Origin of the sequence: Thalassospira sp. GB04J01, assembly GCF_000751115.1 — a bacterium.
GTDB lineage: Bacteria > Pseudomonadota > Alphaproteobacteria > Rhodospirillales > Thalassospiraceae > Thalassospira > Thalassospira lucentensis.
Genome location: NZ_CCDX020000009.1, coordinates 390,581 through 411,319, shown reverse-complemented (window position 1 = coordinate 411,319; position 20,739 = coordinate 390,581). Strand labels below are relative to the sequence as shown.

The 20,739-nt window shown below is 55.3% G+C and carries 14 protein-coding genes; 5 read left to right on the top strand and 9 right to left on the bottom strand.

The window, feature by feature from the left end; genetic code table 11:
• Positions 1-29 precede the first annotated feature (29 nt).
• From AMM48_RS09115 to AMM48_RS22175, 3 genes are all read left to right on the top strand, one after another.
• Positions 30-2,489: a DNA translocase FtsK gene (locus tag AMM48_RS09115; protein WP_102783760.1), complete on the top strand. Its 2,460-nt coding sequence runs from the start codon at positions 30-32 to the stop codon at positions 2,487-2,489.
• Between the two features lie 285 nt (positions 2,490-2,774).
• Positions 2,775-4,466: a cache domain-containing protein gene (locus tag AMM48_RS09110; RefSeq protein ID WP_102783759.1), complete on the top strand. Its 1,692-nt coding sequence runs from the start codon at positions 2,775-2,777 to the stop codon at positions 4,464-4,466.
• Between the two features lie 95 nt (positions 4,467-4,561).
• Positions 4,562-4,705: a hypothetical protein gene (locus AMM48_RS22175; protein ID WP_158246447.1), complete on the top strand. Its 144-nt coding sequence runs from the start codon at positions 4,562-4,564 to the stop codon at positions 4,703-4,705.
• A gap of 132 nt (positions 4,706-4,837) precedes the next feature.
• On the opposite strand, the gene AMM48_RS09105 is transcribed toward AMM48_RS22175, so the two are convergent.
• Positions 4,838-5,050, bottom strand: coding sequence for a hypothetical protein (locus AMM48_RS09105; protein ID WP_102783758.1), 213 nt, complete (start codon positions 5,048-5,050; stop codon positions 4,838-4,840).
• A 296-nt stretch (positions 5,051-5,346) separates the two neighbouring features.
• A complete protein-coding gene (locus AMM48_RS09100; protein WP_146030395.1) occupies positions 5,347-5,538 on the bottom strand; it encodes a hypothetical protein in 192 nt (63 codons plus the stop codon).
• A gap of 226 nt (positions 5,539-5,764) precedes the next feature.
• Here AMM48_RS09100 and AMM48_RS09095 point away from each other — a divergent pair, with 226 nt between their 5' ends.
• A complete protein-coding gene (locus tag AMM48_RS09095) occupies positions 5,765-6,706 on the top strand; it encodes a GNAT family N-acetyltransferase (protein ID WP_102783756.1) in 942 nt (313 codons plus the stop codon).
• A gap of 119 nt (positions 6,707-6,825) precedes the next feature.
• Here the strand turns inward: AMM48_RS09095 and lanM are convergent, their stop codons facing one another.
• Entirely contained in the window at positions 6,826-9,990 is a 3,165-nt protein-coding gene (lanM, locus tag AMM48_RS09090; protein ID WP_102783755.1) for a type 2 lanthipeptide synthetase LanM, read from the bottom strand.
• Between the two features lie 83 nt (positions 9,991-10,073).
• Between lanM and AMM48_RS09085 the strand changes: the two genes are divergently transcribed.
• Complete coding sequence (locus AMM48_RS09085; protein ID WP_146030394.1) at positions 10,074-11,021, top strand: hypothetical protein; 948 nt, start codon at positions 10,074-10,076, stop codon at positions 11,019-11,021.
• A 69-nt stretch (positions 11,022-11,090) separates the two neighbouring features.
• Here the strand turns inward: AMM48_RS09085 and trxA are convergent, their stop codons facing one another.
• From trxA to tsaE, 6 genes are all read right to left on the bottom strand, one after another.
• Positions 11,091-11,411 carry a thioredoxin TrxA gene (trxA, locus tag AMM48_RS09080; RefSeq protein WP_022732720.1) on the bottom strand — a complete coding sequence of 107 codons (321 nt, stop codon included), beginning with the start codon at positions 11,409-11,411 and terminating at the stop codon, positions 11,091-11,093.
• Positions 11,412-11,573: 162 nt separating this feature from the next.
• Entirely contained in the window at positions 11,574-15,038 is a 3,465-nt protein-coding gene (gene addA, locus AMM48_RS09075) for a double-strand break repair helicase AddA (RefSeq protein ID WP_102783753.1), read from the bottom strand.
• Positions 15,035-18,193: a double-strand break repair protein AddB gene (gene addB / locus AMM48_RS09070; protein ID WP_102783752.1), complete on the bottom strand. Its 3,159-nt coding sequence runs from the start codon at positions 18,191-18,193 to the stop codon at positions 15,035-15,037. The genes addA and addB overlap by 4 nt, the downstream gene beginning before the upstream one ends.
• A complete protein-coding gene (locus AMM48_RS09065; protein ID WP_102783751.1) occupies positions 18,193-18,954 on the bottom strand; it encodes a nucleotidyltransferase family protein in 762 nt (253 codons plus the stop codon). Before AMM48_RS09065 ends, addB begins: the two co-directional genes overlap by 1 nt.
• On the bottom strand, positions 18,951-20,075 hold the full coding sequence (locus AMM48_RS09060) for a phosphotransferase (RefSeq protein WP_102783750.1): 1,125 nt from the start codon (positions 20,073-20,075) through the stop codon (positions 18,951-18,953). Before AMM48_RS09060 ends, AMM48_RS09065 begins: the two co-directional genes overlap by 4 nt.
• Entirely contained in the window at positions 20,072-20,548 is a 477-nt protein-coding gene (gene tsaE / locus AMM48_RS09055) for a tRNA (adenosine(37)-N6)-threonylcarbamoyltransferase complex ATPase subunit type 1 TsaE (RefSeq protein WP_102783749.1), read from the bottom strand. Before tsaE ends, AMM48_RS09060 begins: the two co-directional genes overlap by 4 nt.
• Positions 20,549-20,739: the final 191 nt, after the last annotated feature.

Sequence of the window (20,739 nt, the reverse complement as noted above, 5' to 3'; positions counted from 1 at the left end):
ACCGACCATAACCAGTTACGGACACCCAGATGAGCAGTCAGTCAAACATTCTTGGAACCGCCTTCATGCCCGGCAGTCTTGTGATGCTGCTGAAACGAAGCGGTTTGCGAATTTGCGGACTTGGGCTGGTCCTTTTGGCCATTACCCTGTTCATCATGCTGATCGGGTTCCATCCCGGTGATCCGTCGTTTAACCATGCCAGTGACCGGGCAACGCTGTTTAATCCGCTGGGCATTGCTGGGGCGTATGGCGCAGATTTGATGTTGCGCACCCTTGGTCTGGCGTCCGCATTGCTCACGGTGCTGTTGCTGGGTTGGGGCATGCGGCTGATTGCGGTTAAGCCTTTTAACTGGATGTGGTTACGCTTCCTTGTCTTGCCGCTGGCACTGTTGCTGGTGGCGACCTCCGCTGCTGCCATTGAGCCGGGCATGCATTGGCCGTTAACAGTTGGCCTTGGCGGGTTTGCCGGTGATTTGCTGCTTTCGAAATTGCAAACCGGCTTTGCCATGATCGGCATTCCCGGGGCGCGTGCGCTGATTGCCTTGGCCTCCATGGTGCTGGGCATGGTTTTGACCATCTTTTGCATGGCCTATTCGCTGTCTGACTGGGCGCGCCTTGGGGGTGTTCTTGCCTATGCCGCCGGTAAGGTCGTATCAGGCATCCGGGCGGCCATTCCGGGATCAACCAACGATGAACCGGGGACCAAACGCACGGCACGATCACGTCAGGAACCATCGATGGATACCGGCAAAGGCAAAATGGGAACCTCCATTTCCACCCGCCGGTCCGAACCGCCCGCCGGTCACACCGCCGATGACGACGGATATGACGAGCTTGACGACGACGTAGATCACGAACCGCCGGTTCATATCGTTGCCGCCCCGGCGGCAAAACTGCAACCCAGTGACAAGGCTTCCGCCCAGCGTCAGGCATCCTTTGACCTTGGATCAGAAGAATACCGGTTCCCGCCGCTTGATCTTTTGAGTGAACCCGACCCGGCCGACGCCAACCAGATTGATCAGGAAGCACTGGCGCAAAACGCCCGTCTTCTGGAAACCGTGTTGCAGGACTTTGGCGTAAAGGGCGAAATCGTTCAGGTCCGCCCGGGCCCCGTTGTGACCCTCTATGAACTTGAACCGGCTGCCGGGGTAAAATCATCGCGCGTGATTGGCTTGGCCGATGATATTGCGCGCTCCATGAGTGCGATTGCCGCCCGTGTTGCTGTGGTTCCGGGCCGCAATGTGATTGGTATTGAATTGCCAAATTCACGCCGCGAAACCGTGCATCTGCACGAAATTCTGGCATCGAGTGATTTTGAAAAAAATACCGGCAAGCTTAATATGAGCTTAGGCAAGGATATTGGCGGAACCCCGGTGATTGCCGATCTTTCGAAAATGCCGCACTTGCTGATTGCCGGGACCACCGGCTCGGGTAAATCGGTTGGTGTGAACGCAATGATCCTGTCCTTGCTGTATCGCTTAAAACCCGAAGAATGCCGCTTTATCATGATCGATCCGAAAATGTTGGAGCTGTCGATTTATGACGGCATTCCGCATCTTCTGACCCCGGTTGTCACCGACCCACACAAGGCAGTTGTCGCCCTTAAATGGGCGGTGCGCGAAATGGAAGACCGCTACCGCGCCATGAGCCAGGTCGGAGTGCGTAACATTGCCGGGTACAACAAACGCATCAAGGAAGCTGCCGCCAAGGGCGAACAGCTTACAAGACGGGTTCAGACCGGCTTTGATCCGGAAACCGGCAAGCCGATCTTTGAAGATCAGGAACTGCCGATGGAGCCATTGCCGTTTATCGTCGTGATTGTTGATGAAATGGCTGATCTTATGCTGGTGGCGGGCAAAGACGTTGAAGCATCGATCCAGCGACTGGCCCAGATGGCCCGTGCAGCAGGCCTGCATTTGATCATGGCGACCCAACGCCCATCGGTTGACGTGATCACCGGCACGATCAAGGCCAACTTCCCGACCCGAATTTCATATTCCGTGACGTCCAAGATCGATTCCCGTACCATTCTTGGTGAAATGGGCGCCGAGCAGCTTCTGGGTCAGGGCGATATGCTCTATATGGGCCAAGGGGGCCGATTGCAGCGTGTCCACGGCCCGTTCGTGTCGGACGAGGAAGTCGAAAGCATCGTCAAGCACCTGCGCGATCAGGGCGACCCATCATACCTTGAAACCGTCACCGAAGAACCCGAAGAAGACCCGGTTGCCGCCTATATGGCCGGTGGCAATGCTGGTTCAGGCGGCGGCAATGGATCAGACGATGATCTGTATAATCAGGCGGTTGGGATTGTGCTTCGCGAGAAAAAGGCATCCACCAGCTTTATCCAGCGCAAACTGTCGATTGGCTATAACCGGGCCGCACGCATCATCGAACAGATGGAAGAAAACGGCGTTGTGTCCGGTGCCAACCATGTTGGCAAACGCGAAGTGCTGATGGAAAATATGGATGGCTCGCCGTACGAGTATTAAATCCAACGCGTCGTGATGGTGCGATTCGCCCGGTCACGACGCTTAAATCCTTCATTATCACCAATAATAATATGCGCCCAACAGCACCCCTAGATTGAAATTCAAACTTTTATCCATTTTAAATTATTATAAATCAACCTGTTATCTATACAAACCCATAGCTTGTCCACCATTTGGCATAGATCAACGCATCCGTATGCCTAGGAGAAGTATGCCTGCGGCCGGTCCTAATATGCGGAAATGGTAAGGAACGCCTTGCCGGGTATATTCAAGTTGGTGTGTGCTATGAAACTTTCAAACTATTCGCTCGCGTGGAAGTTGCGCGGCGTCATGATTCTCACAGCGTTGGCGCTTGTGTCTCTTGCGGTTACCAATCTGGTGTCGCTTCGCGAAACCATGACGAATGACCGCAAGGTCAGTCTGCAATACGTGGTTGATCAGTCGGTGTCTGTTATTGACCAGTTTGCACAAAAGGCAAAATCAGGCGAACTGTCCCAAGAAGAAGCGCAAAAACAAGCGCTTTCCGTTCTTGCCAGTCAGCGATATGACAATGGAAACTATGTCTTTGTCCTTGGCCAAACCAACGACCAGACAATCATGCATCCGACAGCACCACAGCTTAATGGAAAGAGACTTGATACCGTCAAGGATCCGAATGGCGATCCCATCTTGCGGTATCTTGTCCAAGCGGCATCCAAACGCCCGGCAGGCGGCTTTGTTAATTATGTCTGGGAAAAACCCAGCACCAAACAGGTCGCACCTAAAATTTCCTATGCACGGGAGACCAATGATTGGGGGTGGGTTGTTGCCACCGGTGCCTATGTTGATGATATCGAAGATGCTTTTTGGGCAGTTGCACGCATAGATATCCTCAGCACGGCTGTCCTGTTTTTGCTGATCATGGCACTTGCAATTGCGATTGAACGATCCACAACAGCCCCGATGCGATCCATTACCGGGGCGCTGAACCACCTTGCCGGTGGTGACTTGTCCGCACAGGCTCAAGGGGCTGATCGTAAAGACGAAATCGGGGACCTTGCACGCGCATTTGAAGTTTTCCGTGCCAATCTTGAGAAATCGGAAGCTCTACGAAACGAACAGGAAGCTGCCAACCAAGCCCAGCTTGAACGCGCAGACACGATTGATCTGCGGATAAAACAGTTTGAACAGGACGTTGAAGGTAACCTGACTTTCGTCAATGCTGCCCTCGATCAATTGCGCAGCACGGCAAGCAGCATGGCGCAGCAGTCCGATCATACAACGGCACAGGCGACAAATGTTGCCGCCGCCACCGAACAGGCCGCCACCAATGTTGATACTGTCGCTGCTGCTGCAGAACAACTTGCTGCCGCGATTGACGAAATTACCGCCCAGGTCACAAGAAGTTCGGATATTGCACAATCGGGATCGAACGAGGCCGATGACGCAACCACCATCTTCAGAGAGCTTGGCACCGCATCGGAAAAAATTGGCGAGGTTGTCCAACTGATCCAATCAATTGCCGAACAAACCAACCTTCTGGCCCTGAACGCAACGATTGAAGCTGCACGCGCAGGCGATGCGGGTAAAGGTTTTGCGGTGGTTGCGGCCGAGGTTAAAAACCTGGCCAATCAGACCACCCGCGCGACCGAAGAAATTGCAGGCCAGATCAGCGGCATTCAGGACTCAACTCAAAATGCTCTTGGTGCGATCGAACACATTTCCGGTCGCATGAAGGAGCTCAATGAAGTTGCTGGCGGTATCGCAGCAGCCGTCAGCGAACAGGACGCCGCAACCGGCGAAATCGCCCGTAATGTCTCCGAAGCTGCAACTGGCACCAAGGAAGTTGCCCAAAATGTTGTGGGACTGCGCCAGTCTGCCGAGCAAGAGCGCGAGGCATCCGGACAGGTCCTGACCGCGTCAAACAGCCTAAGCGATAAATCCCAGGTCCTGATGGTTCAGATCAAACAGTTCCTGACCGACATTCGGGCCGCGTAAGTAAATCGCGCTTGAAAACATCACACCAAAAAAGCGGGCTGAAAATCAGCCCGCTTTTTTAAATTCTAGTTTGGTCAAATAATCAGATCGACGGGTTGCTCCAGCCAACACAAGCGGTTGTCGCCTTTAAATGGGCCGTGCCCGAAATGAAAGAAAACGGCGTCGCGTCAGGTGCCAACCATGTTGGCAAACGCGAAGTGCTGATGGAAAATATGGATGGTTCGCCTTACGAGTATTAAAGGCCGTTGCATTTGAAAGGGGTGGGCCATTGTCACGGCCCACCCCTTTTCAAAACGTCAACTGGCGACGTCGATGTCCGCACATGGCAAGTCGGCAAGACCGGAGCGCAAGGCCGCTGTCAGTCGACCCGATTACGAAACTGCACACCTGAACTGATGCGATCCTTGCGCAGCACTGATTTCCGGATCAATCCATCCACAAGAAGCACCTTGAGTGCTGGCAGCAGCGCTCAGCCCTTGGTCAATGTTATCGGCGGCCTCGTTTGCATCCTGCGCCAACAACACCCCGCCACTGGTCATCCAATAGGCCATCAAATCGCCGGTGGCATTTCCCATCGTGTTCATGATTGTCACCCCTGAATTGCATAAGAAAAGACTTACTATCCAATAGAAGTACAATCGGGAGGACAAGTCAATTCGGGAATGCGTGACGAAGTAAACGTCAAATTCAACGCGGCGTGCCTAAATGGACCCGTCTCCCTGGATTGCCTCAGAGCGTTTTCTCACAAGAAAGAGGCGGGCTCAGCCCCTCTTTCTTCGAGAACACGCCAAAGTTATCCCCTAATCCTACATGTTTCCAACAGGCCGAAACCTGAGACCAGAAGCAGAAACTAAGGTGGCAACGCCGTCATGTCCGTATCTTACCGATGCGTACGGCATTCGATGCTATGGGTATAAGCAGCAGCCGAAAGGCCGTTGTCATCACGACCAATGCTGTAGCAGGTCTGTGGTGAGCGCGTCAGCATCGCCGCCTGCAATTCCAAACCCTGATCATCCATTGCAATGATCGTTTTTGCCAAACCGGCACCACCAGAAGCAAACCAGGCTGCCATCTGGTCATTCGTTGTGCATTCCATTCGCACCATGCTCTTTACCCCAAATTACCATTAAAGATATTCACGCTATGATTGAACGACACCTGCAATCCGATGTCAATATATCCTGATGGTCGGCCAACTGCGTCAAATCGTTTCTAAACAATTGTTTAGAAATTGATCTTGTTGCCAAAATGCCATTTGATGAAACACCATTTTGCCGACAGGCCCAAAGGAAAGATGTGTGACCTTAACCCTCATTGCGGTGACAAAAGACACTGTCGCGGCGTATCTGGATTTCCGGCTTTCTGTCGTCGACGCCAGTACCGCCAGCTACCTTTCTGGAACCGATCAGGTTTCTATGATCCTTGCCAGTACGTCTCATCACTTCTTGCTGGAAGACGATGTCGTGGTCGCAACAGCTGCAATCAAACGTAAAACTGATGATGATGGCATGTCGGTTTACGTGTTGATTGACCCGAAAAAGCGCGACGAAAAGCATCTGACCGACCTGATCGCGCGATTGCTTAAAACTGAAAACCAGCCATCCGTTGATCGCGACACCCGCTACCACCTTTATCCATCCAGCGGGCTTTCCTTTATCGAGACAGACATGCACGCGATGGGGTTTTCAAAGAACTTAGAAAACATCAAATATGTCCGCGATCCGGGTCCACCACGCGCGGGTGAATTCCCTCATGCCGCCAAGGGTGAACAGCTTGGCTATCGCCCGATGGTGCTTGATGATGATCTGATTGCGGAATATCCCGATATTTTTTCGCGCATAAGCAACGTCTATGACCGGGCCTTTGCAAGGCGCCCCAATGCACAAAAAATAACGGTGGAGGAACGGGAAAAAAACTACCATCAACTCGATAGTGGTTATGTTATCTGCATGCTGGGTGACGATCTTGTCGCCAGCACACATTTTCTAAAACTTGACCAAGAAGTTCTTGCGACCGAATTGGAATGCCTGCGAAAACACTGGGGAACCGGGGCGGCTGATCTGGTTTGCAAACATCAGGTCAAGGAAGTTACCCGACGCTGGAACCTCCCCATCATTGCCTATGCCGACAAAACCAACGCAGCATCGCGTCGCGCGCTGGAACGCTTTGGCCTCTATCCGGTTCAGGAGCATTTCAGCTGGCAACGCACGTTCACGGCAGGTTCGCGGGTAGATTTCTGATCGTATCATGCCCTGCCAAAAGACAAACACAGGCGATCAAGACCGCGATCATCAACTGGATGTTAGTATGCTTTTCTTGTCTGCCTTTGCCCAAAAGGAGCACCGAAAAATCAGAAAAGTTATTCCAGTGTTAGCACCGGTCTGATTTTTTCGGGGGCTGCGATTTCAAGAAGTGCCTGTCCAATGCCGGGCAATCCTTGCATCAGGCCGGTCTGGAACACCTTGTCACGCGCCATCAGGCCGATAGTATTCGGGTTATCAAGCCGATTGATCCACGCAGACAAACGATGATTAAAGCGATGTTCCAGATCATCCGGGCCACACCCAAGTTCCAAAGCATATCGCAACATTGAAAACCGCCCGGCATGGCCACAGCATAGATTATCACGCCCCCCGTCCTGGGTTGCCAGAACCGCCGCGATTGCCGTTTCAATTTCATCGCGAATGGCCGGGTCATCCAGCACATCAAAGGCGGCCATCCGGGCAAAACCGATCCCCGCTGCCCCATGGCACCATTGGACCGGATCACGGACGGGTTTTTCACCACGCAAATCGGGCCATCCCTTTTCGACCGGGTCAAACAGGCTGCGTTCAAACTCAAGACCCCGTTGGGCCAGCGCCAAAAATGCTTCATCACCGCAGGCCTGATACAGCTTCAAAAGGGCCAAAACCGACCCGGCTGCGCCATGGGACATGCCTGCCAATGCGCGACCCCCAACGCCAATCCATGCTGCCGGATCTTTGGGAAGATGTTTTCCGCACATTATTGCCCGATCCAGCACGGCCTTATCGCCGGTGTCACGGTAAAGCGCCAGCAACCCCAGTATAGCCCCAGAAACACCGCTTATGACATCAAGTGCCTTGTCCGCATGGACAGCGACATCATCAATACGTTCGGACATGCAAACGGCTTCTTCAAGCAATTCAGGTGCATCAAGCAGATCGGCACAGCGTACCAGCACATAAACAAGGCCGCCAAATCCCTCAAACCCACCGACTGACCCCAGCTGAGCTGTGGTCGCGCGCGGGGCTTCAAGTGCGGACAAAGCCATCTCTCGCCACGCCCCACCCGGATCAATCGCATGGCATCCGGCAAAGAAAAGGGCCACTCCCGCCGTGCCTTCATAAAACTGCTCGCCCATCGCGCTGATCTGAAGGGCTTCGCCATCCGCTGTGGCATCTGCGATCATCCAGCACGCAGCGCCATCACACAGGATCGCCTGATCGGCAAGATATCGTGCGATGGACAATGCCGATTGGCGGGCGGCGACAGCGACATCGCTGCAAACAGGCGTATCCGTCCATGGCTTGCGCGGCGGCAAGTCGGCAATCCGTGTTGAAAGAATAAGCTGGCGGATAATTGCACAATCATATTCCAGATTGGCTTTTAGGTCAGCGAGACGATCACGGAGGTTGGGTAACACGGCCGGCGCGGTAAAATCGGTGGAAACAAGCATGCCATCGGCCCACACGCCTTCCTGGTCTGTCTTGCCGGTGAAAAGCGGCACGTCCATTCGGCTCAATGCTGTGCGTTCTTGGGCAAGAATACCCCACCCCGGATAGTCATCAATATCCCAACGCGCACGACGTGCGAGTCTTTCGAAATGCAGGCTCCAGACAAAACCATTCTGCTGATTTTGCGGCGTGCGTATGGCGTATTCGAGTTCCTGATAATAGGCGGTTGGGCGCAACACATGGCGAATGCGCACATCCTTAAATCCGCCAAGCGGCCCGTCTTTGCCAAGGAACGCAGCGCTGTTATCAGACAGGAAATTAATGGTGTCGCAAAACCCGTCGATAAGGTCTGTAACGTAATCCGCCGCATCGGCTGGTTTGCCATCAATGGTAATGCCCAAGCCGGAAAGCGACTTTTCCACTGTGACGGTTTCAAAGACCATATTGCCCTGATTAATGTTCGTTAACCGGACATCGCGAACCGGCTTTGGCATCGATGTGGCCAGACCACCGTCATCAACCCAATGCCCGGCAATGTTTTTACGTTGCGCCAGCAGCCCCACAGCAATCACGCCTTTGCCAAAGCTATGGGTCGCAAGTTCCTTTGCATGCAGCGCCTTTGTGCCGCCCGGCAGATGACGCAATTCCGGCTGAAACAGTGTTTCCAGATCGATGACCACAGGCCGTCCATCTGCAATCAGGACGTTTTCATGATGCATGTCACTGCCCTTCAAACAGTAAAGCAGCGCAAGCAACTGACCAGATGCGCGATAGAAAACAGGCGCCCGGTCCGATGACAGGGCTGCGTCATGGTCGACATATGCCATCCAGCCATAATCTGGATGGCACCAAGTTTGCGCAGCACCAAGCCAGATGTCCGAGCCGTTATTGACCAACCAGTCCGACACCCCCTTCCAGGCCTGCTCTGCACCAATCGGACGCGGCTTATACACAATCTTGGCAGCCGTATCGAATTCAAGGATCAGAACCGACCGCCCGTGATCATGGGAATCTGAAATCCCACCCGTTATTTTGCGAACAACAGATATATCCTGAAGCTCCGGAAAATGATCATGCAAGGCGGCCATATCACGCCGCAAACAGTCAATAAACTCGCCTGTGGTAGCAATCCACTGATCGACAATGGTTGCCAGCAGCCGGATCATGACGGGTCGGTTTGAAACCAGATTGGCAAAGGGTCCGCTGCGCAGTGCAGATGTGAAGGCGTCATAGACTTCTGGCCCGGATGTGTCTTCAGGCTTGATACCAACGGCCTCGCGAAACGAATCAAAGCTTTCATAAAGTGTGTGCGCGTAAACCTTGGCCAAGCGCCGGACCAAAATACGGTCAAGGTCGTGTCTTGCATCCGCACTCAGTAGGGCGGTATCAAAACCCTGAACCCTTGCCTGTGCAGCAACGACAACCGGCCAAATCAAATCTGCAAACGGCACGTTATTGCGAATATCGGGGGGACAGTCCCCAGCAGCCTCACCGCCACCCGATACAATCGCGTCAAATACCCAATGTGCGGTCGCAAGCCATTCCGGGGGTTCTTCTCCGGCACGGAGCACAACATCGCCAAGATACGGGGCAACGTCATTTGCCTTCAGACCGTCTCTGGTAAGACGGCGGGTAAACAGGTCAGCATCCCCGTTAGAAGCAAATTCACACCATTGCTGCAGCAATCGCTGATGAGCATCGTCAGTTTCGGACTGAGATGCAGAGCATGCCTCATCCTTGCCGGGAGCAGGGACGTATTTTCCCGACAGCCGTTCATCAATGGTGGCCGCCTTTGCCGCAATTGATGCCCAAAACGGCTCGATATCCATCTGTTCCCCTTGACCTTTTGGCGTATTAAAGCACTGATAGTTAAACCTAGGACCCTAATTGTGACCTTAAGCCAAGAGAAGTTTTGAGCAACATGCAACTTGTCGCCGTCACGCAGGAAAACATCGCGCCCTATGTCGCGTTGCGCATGGAAATCGCCGACGAAGAAGGACGGCGGTACTACCAAACCATTGATCTGGCGACCGCTATTCTGACGCAAGGCAGCGACTATGTGCTTCAGGACGAAGACGGTAAGATGCAGGCGGCTGTCACAATCCAGCGCACAGAAATCCGGGACGGTAGTCTTCTGATCATTATGTCGGTCGAAGGCAAAGACAAAAAACCCGAAACAAATGCAAGCTTGCTGCGCATCGTTCTTGCGATGGAAAACGGGGTCGCAACACTCGACACCCGTTACCACGTTTGTAACCCGCCTGAGATGACTTTACCGCGCACAAAAATGACAGAGATGGGGTTTGCCGAGATACCCGGAACCTATCGCTATAAGCGTGAACCCGGGCCACCGCGGCCCGGTGAATTCCCACATGCGGACCGGGCGGTTGAACGCGGATATAAAACGCTTGTTATTGACGATGCTTATGTCGCTTCTGATCCGGAAATCTTTGAAAAGTTGGCGGACATCTATAACCGCGCCTTTTCAAATCGCGACAGCGTTACCCCTTCCACACCTGAGCGCATGCGCAAGAATTATGAAGCTGACGCCAATGATATCATCATCGCCAAACTCGGTGATGAAGTTACAAGCAGCATTACGCTAAGCTACCTGGGAGATTCCGTTCTTTCACCGCAATATACCTGCATGCGGCGCCATTGGGGAACCGGGTCGGTTGACCTGATGTGTCGCCATCTGGCCCAGCTGGTCGCAGACCGGTGGAACGTTCCAATTATTGGCTATGCCGAAGCAAGAAATGCCGCGTCGTGGAAGGCGCTTGAACGGTTTGGGCTAACACGGATTGAAGAACTCATGATCTGGGAACGCCATATTCCGGCAGGCGAAGCATTTACGATATAGACCCGTACACATGAAAAAAGGCGGGCTGAAATTCAGCCCGCCTTTTTAAGTTCTGTTCCGATCAAGCGATCAGATCGACTGGTTGATCCAGTCAACAAGTGCGCTTTTCGGAAGTGCGCCGACTTTCATCGCTGCAACTTCGCCGCCCTTGAAAATCATCAGGGTCGGGATGCCGCGCACACCGTATTTTGCCGGGGTGTTCGGGTTTTCGTCGATATTCACCTTGGCGATCGTGAGCTTGCCGCCCAGTTCACCGGCGATTTCATCGAGATATGGCGCAATCTGCTTACACGGACCGCACCATTCTGCCCAGAAATCGACCAGAACCGGGTCGTTGGAACCCAGAACGTCGCTATCGAACGAACCGTCGGAAACTTTAATCGTGGTCATACTTTCAGTATCCTAGTTGTTACGAGGCTTGGGGTCGTCCCCCACACCTCGATCCGCTGTATGAGGCCAAGGTAGGCAGCACTGACGCAAACGTCAAGCGCATTGGGCGATCTGCTGCAATGTCGCCAGCGCAAAGCCAAGACTTCTGCAGAGTCGCAGCCTTTAGCCAAAATTCAGAACATGATCGGGAAGCTCAACCATCCACGGCCCATTGGTCCAGAGGATAAAACACCTGACATTCTTGCCCGGATACATCTGCCGCAAAGCCGCACGATAGATCGACATTTGACGGCGGTATGCCTTGGGCGTGCCCTCCACATCGCGCGGCGGCGGGCGGTTGGTTTTGTAATCGACAATCATGACCTCATCGTCACGCACCACAAGGCGGTCAATCTGGGCGGAAACAACATCCCCACCCACAATACCGACCAACGGCACCTCGGCGCGTGAGCCTATGGCAAAGATCGGGGCAAAGTCGGGGTTTTCAAAAATGCGGAGGGTCTCATCGGCAATTTCGCCCTGCTGATCGGGCTCAAGACCATGGACCGATTGCGCAAGGAACCGTGCGGCGGCTGCACGGCGGGCGTCCACCGGAAGGTCTGGCAACAATTCCAGAAGCTTATGGATCAAAAGACCGCGTTTAAAGCTTTGGCCCTGATCTCCGCCCAAGGGCGATTGGAAAACTTCGTCGTCTTCGATCATTTTGCTGGGTGCCAGCGGCCTGGGCGGGAAGGTTTCAACCGGTGCCGTCGCACGGATCAACGTGCGTGCACTGGGCTGTTCCTGCGCATCATTTGCCGCCACACGGTCGGGTTTGGGCGCCTGACTTTGATCGGTTTGCCATATCCAGCCTTCGCCAGACCAACCGGACCCGGAATAGGTGCCAAGATCAATCTGTTCGGACTTGGCATAGCCTTCCATCGCCTGTTCACACAGATTGTACCAGCAATGGTCCGGCGCCTTGCGGCGGCCCTGCCAGCCACAGATATAAAGCCGGTCTTCGGCGCGTGTCAGGGCGACATAGAGCAACCGGTTATATTCCTGATCGCGCTTCACCGCGATGGCATCGCGCAAGCGCGACACAACATCGGTTTCAAGTGCGACGCGCGGCAACCAGAACATCAAATTGCGGTCTTCCTGCCAAAACAGGTTCGGCGCCTGTGTTGGCACCTGCATGGTATCGGGCAAAAAGACGATGGGGGCCTGCAACCCCTTGGCCCCATGCACGGTCATGATGCGGACTTCATCGCGCCCGCTTTGTTCAAGGTCACGCTTAATCTCGGCATCACCGGCCATCAACCAATGCAAGAACCCCTGCAAGGTCGGGGCATGATCGGCCTCATAGCCCATGGCAAGGTTGAGGAACTCATCAATCGGGTCGTTGGCCTCAATCCCCAGCCGACCGACCAAGCGCGCACGCACCCCACGGGCATCTTCGCCCCGCCCACCCAGCAATTCGGCAAACAGTTCAAACGGGCGTTCGTAATCGACCCGGCCCAGCCATTTGAACAAAAATCCGTAAGCGCGTGCAAATGGTGAGTCGCCCTCAACAATGGCCGCCTTTTCACGCAGCGCATGCCAAAGGGTTCTGGGCCGGTTGTGGGCAATCTCAAACAACTGATCATCATCAAGCCCGATCAACGGACTTTTGAGCACTTCGGCCAGTGTCAGATCGTCCTCGGGCATAAGAAGGAACCGACCAAACGCCACCAAGTCCATCACCGCCAACTGATCGGTGATTTGCATCCGGTCAACACCGGCCACCGGCACATTGCGTTCCTTAAGCGCCTTGACCACTTCATCGACAAAGGCGGTCCGGCGACGCACCAAAATCATGAAGTCACCTGCCCGCACCGGACGCCCGCGTGACGTCAGGATTTCGCCTTCATCAATCGCATGGCGAATGCGCCCGGCAATGACGCGGGCCAATCTGATTTCCGGATCCTCAAGGCGCACAATCCGGGTGGGTGGCGTCCATGGGTCTTCGGGCGTGCGTTCTTCGGGTTCGACGGCTGGCCAAAGTTCAATCCGGCCCGCCTGCCCGACGCGAAACGGGCTATGAAGCACATCTGCACCATCATCACCGACGCCCTGTTTGGCGATGGGGCCTGCAAAGACACGATCCACCGTGCCCAAAACCGCATCGGTGGACCGGAACGAAATGTTCATCGGCACTTCGCGCCATGCGGCTTCGATTTGCTGTGCCCGTTCGCGGAAATAACGGCGCATTTCGGCGAACTTTTCCGGATCGGCCCGCTGGAAGCTGTAAATTGATTGTTTCGCATCCCCAACGGCAAAGATGGTGCGGGGCTTATCGGCATGACGTCCGGCATCGATAAAGAATTCTTCGGCCAGAATACGCACCACTTCCCATTGTTCGGGGTTGGTATCCTGCGCTTCGTCAATCAGGATGTGATCAAGGCCTTCGTCGAGTTTGAACAACACCCAGCCCGCCATGCCGGCCTGACGTTGCAGCAAACTCAGGCTGGTCAGGATCAGATCATCGTAATCAAGGCGGGCATGCAGGGCCTTTTTCGTCGCATAGCGATCCAGCATCGCATTGCCAATGGTGATCAAGGCCGCCGTCGCCCCGGCCATGGCCGCAGCCTTGCGCAGGCGATCAATTTCAATCAGACGCGCGCCTTCGTGTTCCAGCGCATCAGCCCCCATCGGGTGGTTTTCCGCCGCCCCCTTGGTGATCAGTTTGGCGCGCGGTTCCCCCGCCGCGGTAAAGAACACACTGCGATACTCACCAAATACCGAAAGCCGGTCTTCGACATTGGTTTTTTCCAAAAACTGCGCCAAGGCTGGCACACGTGCCTGATCGGTCTTGGTTCCTGCCTCAAGGGCAGCTAACCCACGCATCAAACCATCGCGGTCAAAGGCATCGTCTGACAGGGCCTTTCGCAAAATCGCATCTTCGCTAACCCCGACCGGCACACCAAGGGCTGCATAGACCGCATCGCGCATGCGATCCGCCCCGCCAAGATTGGTCAACATGCGTTTAAGACGGCCCCGTTCGCGGGCAAGCTCGCTCATCACCTCGCCAAAGGCACCTTCGCGAACCTGTCCGGTCACGACCGAAAGGGCATCTGCCAAATCCTGGTCCCGCCCGGTGCGGGCAAAGGCCAAGACTTCTTCCTGCACGGCGGCCATGGTTTCGGCGGCTGTTCGGTCATCCATGATTTCAAAATGCGGTGCCAGACCAGCTTCAAGTGGAAAACGCCGCAACAGCGACTGGCAAAAGGCGTGAATGGTCTGAATTTTCATGCCACCCGGCGCATCAAGAACCCGGGCAAACAATTGCCGCGCGCGCATGGTTTCGTCTGAACTGGGGGCTGCACCCGAAAGATTGGTCAGATCGTCATGAAGGGCGCGGTCCTCCATCGTGGCCCAATGCCCCAAACGCTCATTAACCCGGTTGGCCATTTCGGCCGCTGACGCCTTGGTAAAGGTCAGACATAAAATCCGATGAGGTTCGGTGCCAGAGAGCATCTGACGCAAAACCCGGTCTGAGAGAACCTTGGTCTTGCCCGCCCCGGCAGATGCCGACACCCAGACAGACGCACTTGGATCAGACGCGCTGCGTTGCAGGACATTGGGATCAGTTCCACGCATTTCGGTCATGACTTATCCCCTTCCTCAACATCTGACCCAGCCTTGATGTTAGCGCTAACATCGCCATTCTCAACATCCTCGCTGCCCATCCATTCGCGCCGACGTGAAAGATGAACATAGTCGGAATATTTCGGCGCATGATCCGGATGTGGCACGCTGAGATACGGTGTCGCCGGATCGGCAAAGGCCGCGGCCAAATCGTTCACCCCATCAACCGCCTCATGCGCCAGTGCGGCGGGCGTGGTTTTCATGCGGTTGGTATTGATCTCGACAATCTCGCCGGCTGGATCACCGCCCGAAAGCTTCCAGAACGCCATCGATGCGGGCGGACCAGCCGGCACATCGCCAAAGCCCCCCTTTTCGGCAATCGCGGCTTCAAGCGGTAATTGCGGCGCAAAACCGTTTGCCACATCCCCCTGACTGGGCGGTGCACCGGTTTTATAATCAATGATCGCAATCCCGCCATCGCGAAGCGCATCAATCCGGTCGGCACGGGCATACACCTGAAACCCGCTTGGGGTATCAAGGGTACCTGATTGCTCGGTATAGGATTTACGCACATCGCCACGCCGCGCGGCTTCGGTCTGAATGAACCATTTGGCAATCCGTTCGAACCGCGGCCACCAGAACGCCCAAAGCCCCGGTCGGGCGGCCAGGGGTTTGAATACGTCACGACCAATGATCAGCAGTTCCTGTTCACCGTCTGGCGGTAAATGATCGGGATGGCGTGCAATGAATTGATCAAGGGCGTCATGGATCAGGTTGCCATAATCGGCGGCACCGGGGTCTTCGTCCACCCCGTCAAGTTTGCGTAGCCCCAGAATATGCCGCGCATAGATCGCATAGGGGTCACGCATCCATGTTTCGATCTGGGTGACGGACAAACGTTGCGGGCGGGCCGACACCGGCGGTTTGGGAGCTGGGCGACCAATTTTACGGCGCATCTCGTCGGCGGGTTCATCAAGCGTTTCGGCCAGTGCGCGCCATTCGGCGGCATCGGCGGTTTCCATCGAAATCCCGGATTTGCGCAGAATGTTTTCAATGCGTAACAACCACCGCGATGGCACGGTTGGTGTGCCTTCAACACGCAAAGCACGCGTCATCACGACATTGGGCGAACAAAACAGCTGCTGAAAATCATGGGCCGATTGCCCGACCCGGTGTTCGGGGGCAGGCAGGCCGAATTTTTGGCGCATCGGGCGGCTCATCCATGGGTCGGCACCGGCTTCGGGTGGCCAGACGCCTTCGTTCAATCCACCCAAAATTGTCAGATCAGCTTGCTGCATCTGGGCTTCGACCGTGCCCCAGATAAACAGGCGTGGATGTTTGCCATAGCGTGGACGCACCGCCCGGTCCGCCATCAGCGCATCCAAAAATGCGCCATAGCGATTGCCGGGCATCGCCACGAACTCACCAAGGGCATTGAGCAATTCATGGACGAAATCCGCCAGTGCTTCGCCCGCCTCCCCGCGCCACAGGCGATCCGCACCGGGCTGGGTATCACTTGCGGCCAGGGCTTCGGCGGCCATGATGTGGCTGCGCAATGCACCGACTGGCGACAGTGTTTTATCGGCATTCAAATCGGCAAGCGGGGTCAGGCATTCAGCACACCGTGCCACCAGATCGGTCAACCGCGCATGATCATCGCGGGTGCGTTCAATGCGGGCATGGGCATGTTCCGAACCACTGTTTTTCATCCGTTCAATGAACTCATCGCGCCAGCCATCAAGGGCCGTTTGCAAACCATCCAGCCCCGGCCCAGGTCGTGCACCGCGCAAGACATGCTGTTCCAGAACACGGGTCAACACACGGAAAGTTTCAGGCGGCAGGCCGGCCGCCGACAACGGATGTTTCAGCAATTCAAGTAACGGCACGGGGGCGAATTCTTCCTGCACCGCACGCACCACAAGGCGCAGATAAATCGCCGGTGCGGTGTCATGAAGCGGGATCCCCGCCGAGTCATCAATTTCAACTTCCCAGCGACGCAGTTCAGTTGCCACACGCCGCGCCAGACCACGGTCCGGGGTCACCAGCGCACAGGTCATGGCGGGATTTTCAAGGGCGTCGCGCATCATCACTGCAATGGTGGTGGCTTCTTCGCGCGCCCCCGAACAATCGACGCGTAATACCCCGTCCAGAACATCGGGGAAAAACCCGGTAATGTGACGCCAATGATGGGTGGTTTTGGCCGGGCGCAGGGCCTCGCGCGCCAAACGGCGGCGCTCAATCGTCGCATCGTCTTCCATGCCAAGGGCAGGCCATGGCAGAACGCTATCAGCGCTGCGCCCGATATGACGCAATGTCTTGCCCAAAAGGTGCTGGGGATGGGCGGCGTCATCCTGAATGGCGGCCCAGTCTTCATGGCCAAGCCCCATCATCAGGCCGGGCAAAACCACGCGTCCCTTGGGCATGGCAAGGACCGCCGCCATCAAATCGCGCAAGGCCGGGAACGGCCCGGTCGAGCCGACAATCAGAACCGGTGTTTGCGGTGTATTGGCCTGCCACAGTTCAATCTGTGCCTTGATCAGCGCATTACGCCGCATCGCCCGGTCGCTGACATCCTGAGTTGCCAGAATACCCGGCCAATGCAGGGTCAGGATTTGCAGGAATTCTAACGTCAGTTGCCAGTGTTCAGCGAATTCTTCGGGCACCAATCCCTTAAGATCATCAAACTGGCAGTTTTCCGTTTGAACCTGATCAAGAAAGCGGGCGAGCTCCCCGGCCAGACGAGCGGCCTGATCGGCGGTTGGTTTTTCACCGCGATGATCGGGCCGGTTCATGATCAGGCGGGTCAGCAGCAATTTGCGCTGCAAATCGGGGATGGCTGGCGGCAGATCAAGGGCAGCCTGTTGCCCGCCCGCACCATAAACCGCCAGTTCATCCTCGTCCGCCTCGCCGAGTGGGCGAATGGTCGGCAATAACGTCACCGCCCCGCCCGACTGGCGTAAAAACGCATCGCGCATCACCTTGGCCGACCGGCGGTTGGGCACCATCAAAACGTAATCGGGCAGTGCATCGGGCTGATCGGCGGTTTCAGCCATCAGCTGTTTGGCAATCAGATCGGCAAAGGCCTCACCCGGCGGGATAAAGAACAGGTTTTCGGGGTTCGCCATGTCCTGAGCGAAGGCATCAGATGCGTCCATATAATCAAACAGGTCCGCCATTATTTTCCCCCGGATTCTGCCCGTTTGGCGCGTTCATCTTCCAAGGCACCCACAATGATCGGTTCGCCCTCGGCAAGTGCGTCTGGCGTACCGATATGGAAATGACGCCCGTCATGCACCAGACCATAGCATCGTCCAGCCGCAAGGGCCTTGTCATAAACCACATTCAGCGAAAAGGACCCATCAGGCGTATTTTCAAACAAACGCGGCGATAAAACCTGCACACCGGTAAAGAAATAGGGTGCGGACGGCGCGTCGCCACGTCGCTTTAACCGCCCGTCAACCTGCCAGAAGAAATCACCCGCCCCGTCATAACCAAACGCCCCCGACACGGGATAAAGCGCCAGCAACGCATCCATATGTTCGGGATCAAAAGCCGCCATCAACCGATCAAAAAGCGGTTCGGCCCCTTCGGTCCAGAACACATCGGCATTGGCAACCAGCACCACATCACGATCAAGCATCGGCAGGGCCTTTTTCACCCCGCCACCGGTTTCCAAAAGGTCCTCCTCGGGCGATGTCAGAACCTTGGGCGCGCTGCGCATTCCAACATGATCAACAATCATCTGTCCCAGATAGTGGCTGTTGACCACGGCCTGATCAAAGCCAGCAGCGGCAAGTTTATCGAGCACATGATCAAGCATCGGTTTGCCCGCAACCGGCACAAGTGGCTTTGGCATCGTATCGGTGATCGGGCGCATGCGTTTGCCAAGACCGGCCGCCAGTACCATCGCCTGTGCTTTCTGTGTGCTGCCGGTCATTGAGGCGCCTTTTTGTTTGAATGCGTTGGGCTCAGGCTAATGTTCGGGGCCTTGCGGGCATCATAAGGAATGTGGGTTTCCACCCAGTGATGCAAGGCAGGCAACCCATCGACCGCCCCGCGTAGAATAAGATCCCAGCAGCGCGGGATAAAATCGAAATAGCGCGTTTTCCCGGCCTTGATCGCAAGCCAGCCAAACCGACCCAATATCCTGAAATTACGCACCATCGAATTGGCGATATAAGCCGTTTCGAAATCGGAATGATCAAGATTTGGGAAGGCCGCCAGATAGAACTGCTTCATCCGGCTTTCCAGATCCGGGCTGATGTCGTGGCGCACATCGCGCAACAGCGACGCCAAATCATAGGGACGTGGGGCAATGGCGGCGTCCTGAAAATCAATGATCCCGCAATCATCCCCGCCGTCGCCATTTTCCACCAGCATCAGGTTATCGACATGATAATCGCGGTGAATGATCGCATCCCCAACCCGCCAGCACAGCGGCAAAACATCATCAAGCAACCGATCAAAATCGACCATCGCAGCATCACGCTTCTGCGCATCTGGGATGATCAATGGCAGATAATCGGTTTTAAAACTGGTCAGCATGCGCCGGAAATTGTCGGGCCCATAGGTCACCAATCCGCAATCGGTCATTCCGCCAGCATCACAAAACCGATGCAGCCCAATCAGCTGATCCACCGCACGCAGATAAAGCCCGTCCTGCCCAACCCCATCCATCATCCCGCCCGACTGAAGCGCACGGGTAAAGGTGACATCACCAAAATCTTCGATCAGGACAAGTCCGCGTTTTACATCAGACGCATGGATTTTTGGCACCCGCCATCCGGCGCGCTCAAACAAGGCCGTCGTCTGTAACACCGGCTCAACCGATGCCGGACGTTCCGGGTTTTCGTAAATGCCGTGTGGGTCAACATGGATCGCACTGGGCGGAAAATCCATCAAAAGGGCGGTGTCATGTTTGCGTTCAAGCCGAAAATATTTCCGCGCTGACGCGTCATCGACCAAGGGCATGACCTGTGCCGTCTGCCAGCCACAGGCGCCAAGAAAATCCTGACGATCTGCGTTGCGCCGCCCCTGTTCGACTGTCGTGCCCGTCATTGGGTTTTCCCCGTCATATTGGCAATCCGCGATTCCCAATCTGCGCCATGGGGTTCAAGCACAAACACGCGCGCATCCTCATTCGGTCCGGGTTCGATATGAATGTCCAGCCGGTTTTGCGGGGTCAGATAATCCAACCGGTCAGGCCATTCGATCAGGCTGACAGCATCGGCAAAGGCATCTTCGATATCAAGTTCATGGACTTCTTCCGCGTCAGACAAACGATAAAGATCAAAATGCCAGACCGGCAGGGGATCAAAATCGTAAACCTGCACCAGCGTAAAGGTTGGACTGGGGACTTCTTCATCCGGGTTATTGGCCACCGCGCGCACAAAGGCGCGGCAAAACGCGCTTTTTCCCATGCCCAATGTGCCATGCATCAGGATCACATCCCCCGCCTTGGCGATGGATGCAAGCTTGGCGGCAAGGGCTTCGGTCCCGTTTTGATCACTGACAGCGACTGTCTTGCTCATGATGTCCGTTTATCGATTGGCAAATGGATGTTGTATGGCCCCCTTTTGTAGGGGGTGAAGCCGCCCGTTCGCAATGATTTTACGCGATCGCAATCAAGGTCACATCAAAACCGGGCAAAGACGGCAAATTTGGCCGGTTTACATTGCGATATTCTGCCCCAAATGCTATTTCGCCCATATTCGTTTTCCCG